Consider the following 4491-nt stretch of genomic DNA (forward strand, 5'->3'; position numbering starts at 1 on the left):
GGCGCTGCTGCGCGTTTCCGCGCAGCAGCACCCGCAGTCCGGACACGCTGCGCTCGACAGCACGTTCTTCGACCGGCGACGTGCCTCCTCGTACTTTCGCCAGCGGGCAGGACGGACGATACAGACGCTGAAAGTGACGACATTGACTGATGTGGAATCACTAGCTGTTCTCGACGTTCACATCACAGCGCGGTGGAAGCATGACACGAAGACGGGACCGCAGGTCGTCCGCCGAAACGCGGACGACCTGCAGTCCGTCGCCGCCGACAACGGCTTCCAAGACTGGCACACCGAGTACGAAATCGCCGCACACGACATCGATTACCTCGTTCATTATCGCGGCTCGTCAGCGAACGCAGCCGCGAAAAACGCTCTGAACCGGGCAAAGGGCTACTCTCAGCGGTGGATGGCCGAAACATCCTACTCGACAACCAAGCGCTCGCTCGGCGATGCCGTGCGAGCGCTTGGCTGGTATCGGCAGTTCCGTGAAATCGTCTTGATGTTCGCCATTACCAACATAGAACCACTGTGTGAGCCGCTGTAACCGTGACTCAGCATCTATTCAACACAGCAGATTCGAGTCCTTCTGTAGACTGCTGGATTAAATAAACCTCAGCGCGGATCCGCAGTGCTCTCTCAAGGGACTGTGTGAAGTGTGAGTAGGTTTCTTCCAGGTCATTCTCCACAAGTGCTCCATGAACGGCGCTCTCGATATCTTCGGTCGACTCGTCAATTATTAGCTCTTCTTCGAGCGTTTCCTCAGCTTGGCAAGCTTGATTCTCCGCCTCCTCAGCACGCTCAAGAAGATCTTGTGTGGATGTCATTCTCCTACTTATTCACTCAAAGTAACCGATCGAATACAAAACCACATGTCGACGCAAGTGAGAGCAGATTGATGGCGACTGATTCAGCACGCATCGGCTGGTGATCGAGGCAGCGCAAGCTCAGCTCTGCTCAGAGGGGCGCAGTACTCAGGTAGCCGTTCTCAGAAGCTCGCTAGCGTCTCGTCTCTCGTCTCACTGAGGTACTGCCGGATCGCTCCCTCGCGCCAGCCGACCGCCGACAACACGCTCTCGACGGCGCGCACAGCGGTGTCCTCGTACCACGCGTCGTCGTACCGTGGTACGTCTTCGAACTCCAATCTGACCCGCGACGCGCCCCGTGCGTCGGCGTCAACGACCACGTACCGGACGGTCTGTCCCGGGGCGAGTCCCGCGCCCTCGATTTGCGCCCGCTTCAGCGCTGCGACGGTGAGTGTCTCCATCGAGTAGTCGTCGACGTCTTTCGACACGCGATTGTCAACGACGAGCGCGTTCGGGTCGACCGTCCCCTCTCGTAGTTCCCGGAGGTGCCGCCGGAGTACGTCGCACACTGCCTCCGGAGAGCGCGTCTCGTCGAACACGCGGAGCGCCTCGCTCTGGACCTCTTCGACCCATTCCGGCGTCGAGCGCTGTCGACCCTCGATGCCTCGTGTCTTGACCGCGTCGCCGAGTCCTGTCTCGGGGTAATCCTCGCCGCGGCGCTTGCCGAAGTACCGAGTGAGCGCTCCCGACTCGGAGTTTCGCATCGGACAGAACGCGACCCACTCAAACGCGCATTCGTACTCCAACTCGATACACGCTTCCGCGCTGATCTCGGCTGCGACCTCTTCCAGGGGGCGCTGCTCGCGACCGTCGGCGGGAGTCACCCAGATGGAGTCGACGATGCCGTGTACCACGTGCCAGCCGGCTGCCTCCAGTGCGGTCTTCGCGTCGAGGAGGAGCTCGCGAGCGTAGGCGTTGATCGCCTCGTGGCACTCGATGCGGCCGAATTTGGCGTTCGAGAAGCCCTGATACCCGAAGCAGGACACGAGGATCCACTTGATCGCAGAGGAGGCCGCTTCCAGTCGCTCGCGTTCGTCGCCGTCCGCGTCGGGCAGCTGTGCTTTGACCTCGCTCCGGGCGTCGATTAGCGGACCGAGGACCTCCGGCAGGTAGCCGTCCCGATCGCAGACGGAGTAGCCGAGCCCCGGCACGTCTTCGCTGTCGCAGCACCCACAGCGGACGGTCTCGGGCGAGATGTTCCGGGTGCGGATGATGTTGGGATACAGTGAGGCGAAGTCGAGTTCGTGAACGTCCTCGTGGACCCCGACGTCGGGAGCGAACGTCGTGCCGCCGCGGTCGGCGTCGTCGAGCGTCGACGCCCGCTTGAACAGTTCCGGGCGCCACGCTCGCCACGGCACGGGCACGTCGCGGTCCCTCGCTTCTCGGATCTGCATCGCTGTCAGTACTCGCCCGATGGACGCCCACCCGAGTTCCTGTAGCGGAAGTCCGGAGCGCTCGACGAGGTCGAGACAACCCTCCAACCCGGACTCGTGGTAGAAGAACGAGTTGGACTCGTCGATGATGGCGCGTCCGGGGACCGAGTACCGGGCCGGCGAGTGCCCCACGTTGCCGTAGGAGGTGTACGTCGACTCGCCGGCGAGCTTCGTGTAGCCCTCCCGTCGACCCAGTTCGAGATCGACGCCGTAGGCGTCGGCCGCCTCGAACAGTAGCGGCACGAGGTCCGCCGTCGAGACGACCAGGACATCGGGCTCGCGTTCGTCGAGCGCCGATTGAACGCCGGCGACGGTCTCGGCGGGCGACGACCCGACTCGGTCACCGTCGACGGCGAGCTGCGGCAGCGACTCGATGCCCGACTCTTGCTGGGGTAAATCGAGGTGGAGCGTCCGCAGGTCGCGCACCGAGCGGTCCGGACCGGCAGGCGTGTCTGTTTCCAGGCAGAAGCGAAGCTGGCGGGTAAAATCGACGTTGTAGCAGGTGTAGGTGTCGGGCTGGCCGAACTGTTCGATACGGCTCGCGAGGCGCCGGACCGCGTCGATCGAGGCGGCGTCGACGCGGAGCAGCGGCCGGGCGTCGGTCCGGAACGTCTGCCGGTGGGCCTCGACGCTGAGCCGCTCGACAGCCTCCTGTCCGTCGAGGAAGGACCAGAGGTCTTGGAGCGCGTCCGAGAGCCCGTCCCGAGACGGCGGCGTCGGGTCCGGACCGCCCGATCGACCGTAGAGGTCACCCGCGGAGTCACCGACGAAGAGCGTCGGGTGGTGGTTCTCGTGGATCTCGCGAGCGGCGCCGTCCGGGGTGAGCGTCCATCGGGCGACGCGGCCGTCACCGAGGTACTCCAGCGTGAGCGTCACGGGCTACGCCTCGGTGAGCGACTCCACCTGTGCTTCCAGTTCGGCGATCCGGCGCTCCTGTTCGAGCGCGATCGCCATCCACATCGGCGCCAGCGGGTCGGCGGGGTTGAGGTTCCCCGCGGCGTCGGCGTGGTCGCGAGCGTACACGAACAGCCGGTCGAATCGGGGCTTGTCCTGCCGGCGGAGGACGCGTCGGAACGGGCGCCAGTCGTCTTCGATAGCACCCAACTGGTCCCGGTACGTCGGGTTCGTCCGCCCCATTACTGGATGCCCGCCGTGGCCGGGGCGCGGTCGACGGTCGCTCCCTCGTACATCCGGGCGCGGTGTTCGAGGACCTCCTGCCAGTACGCGAGCGTCGTCTGGAGCCAGCCGTCGTCGGTGTGGTAGACGAGCGTCTCCGCGTCGCCGTCGGCGTCCTCGAAGCGCGGGCCGAAGGGCGTCTTCCGGCACTGGAGGTGCGTCTCCGCGGCGCGGCGGAGGGGCGTCGAGAACGCGTCGTCGCGGCACCGCGTCACGAGGACCGGCGTGTCGTGGACGCGGGCGACGCGAGCGATCGACGCGATCGCGCGGATGAACAGCTGCTCGGCGGTGTCGTCGTCGACGTCGGCGGCGCGGTACATGCCGTCGAGTCCGGTCGCGACCACGACCGAGGGCGACTCCCGGGCGGAGAGCCGGCCGGATAATCGGTCGAGCAGCGAGGTGTGCTGGTGCGCCGTGAACCCGCGAGCGACCTCGATGCGGTCGAGGACGCGATCGGCCGGGGCGAGTTCGCGGAGCCGGCTCGTGTTCGCCCTGTTCGCGCCGTCGACCCAGAACGCGGGGCCGTCGGCGCCGAGGACGCGGTCGAGCAGGAGCGCTTGGACGGGCGTGACTCCGAGTTCGTCGTCGACGTCGACGAGCGTGACGCCCGGCGCGAGGTCCGGGAGATCGGCCGTCGGTCGTCGGGAGCGAGTTGGCATGGTAGTCGCGACGGGGAGATACCTAAAAGGGGTGAGCCATGGACGGGCGGTGAAAGTGGAAGTGCCGAGGGCGGCCGGAGGCGGCGGATCGCGATCACCGGAACTGTACTACCGAAACCGTTGAAATCGGGACACTGTGCTGGTGTTCAGTGACGCGTTCGGCGACGATGGCGACGCGAAACAAAAGCCGGTGCGAGTCGCTGCCTAGGGCGTCGGCTCGCAACCGTTCGGAATCTGTGAGTTTCTCCGTCATCTATTTAATCGCGCTGACGTGTGGGTTTGATATTCAATGAGCCAAGCGACGCTCGGAAGCGGTCCCTACCGGAACTCCAGCCTCTTCTCTGGCTACTATCTCGACGA

The 4491-nt window shown here is 65.2% G+C and carries 5 protein-coding genes; 1 reads left to right on the forward strand and 4 read right to left on the reverse strand.

Annotated elements, in window-relative coordinates; translation table 11 throughout:
* A partial coding sequence (locus BM286_RS15015) for an IS5-like element ISHla3 family transposase (protein WP_092923882.1) occupies positions 1-544 on the forward strand: 544 nt, incomplete at its 5' end.
* A gap of 7 nt (positions 545-551) precedes the next feature.
* On the opposite strand, the gene BM286_RS15355 is transcribed toward BM286_RS15015, so the two are convergent.
* The 4 genes from BM286_RS15355 to BM286_RS15030 all read right to left on the reverse strand — a co-directional run bounded on the left by BM286_RS15355 (position 552) and on the right by BM286_RS15030 (position 4131).
* Positions 552-824 carry a hypothetical protein gene (locus BM286_RS15355; RefSeq protein WP_143103903.1) on the reverse strand — a complete coding sequence of 91 codons (273 nt, stop codon included), beginning with the start codon at positions 822-824 and terminating at the stop codon, positions 552-554.
* 161 nt (positions 825-985) lie between these two features.
* Positions 986-3172 (reverse strand): type B DNA-directed DNA polymerase, encoded by a 2187-nt coding sequence (locus tag BM286_RS15020; protein WP_092924377.1) that lies wholly within the window; start codon positions 3170-3172, stop codon positions 986-988.
* 3 nt (positions 3173-3175) lie between these two features.
* The gene (locus tag BM286_RS15025) at positions 3176-3433 is read right to left on the reverse strand and encodes a hypothetical protein (RefSeq protein WP_092924380.1); all 258 of its coding nucleotides are present in this window, start codon (positions 3431-3433) and stop codon (positions 3176-3178) included.
* A complete protein-coding gene (locus BM286_RS15030; protein WP_092924382.1) occupies positions 3433-4131 on the reverse strand; it encodes a P-loop NTPase family protein in 699 nt (232 codons plus the stop codon). Before BM286_RS15030 ends, BM286_RS15025 begins: the two co-directional genes overlap by 1 nt.
* Positions 4132-4491: the final 360 nt, after the last annotated feature.

It is taken from the genome of Halorubrum sodomense, from assembly GCF_900111935.1.
In the GTDB taxonomy this organism is placed as follows: Archaea; Halobacteriota; Halobacteria; order Halobacteriales; family Haloferacaceae; genus Halorubrum; species Halorubrum sodomense.